The organism is Photobacterium sp. R1 (assembly GCF_054600795.1).
In genome coordinates, this window is the sequence record NZ_BAAHZP010000114.1 from 1 (window position 1) to 432 (window position 432).

Genomic DNA, 432 nt, shown 5'->3' on the forward strand with positions numbered 1-432 from the left:
CTACCGGTTGTTTAATCCTGAAGTCGAGCTGTCGATGTCGACCCGGGAGTCACCCCATTTTCGCGATAATGTGCTGCCGCTGGGCATTACCAGTATGTCGGCGGGCTCCAAAACCCAGCCTGGCGGCTATGCCGATGATGAGCCTGAGCTGGAGCAGTTTGCGATCAGTGATGAACGCGCCGTGGCCGAGGTGGCAGACGCGGTGAAGCAGCACGGTTTTGAGGTGGTGTGGAAAGACTGGCATCACGCTTATTCCGGACTGTCGTTGTAAGTCGGCATGTAGGTAGATCTGTGATGGTCAAATCAGGCTGATGTATCTATCAGCCTGATTTTTATTTATTTATTCGGTAAAGACCGCATTGACTTTAGCGTCAAAGCGGGCAGTGATACCGGAGGAGTAATGACTGGCCGTCAGCTCCACTTTCAGCGTCT

Annotated in this window: 1 pseudogene; it reads left to right on the top strand. The window is 53.0% G+C overall.

The features are described 5' to 3' along the window. A pseudogene (thiH, locus tag ACYP03_RS24220) lies at positions 1 to 271 on the top strand (2-iminoacetate synthase ThiH); the annotation flags it as partial. Positions 272 to 432: the final 161 nt, after the last annotated feature.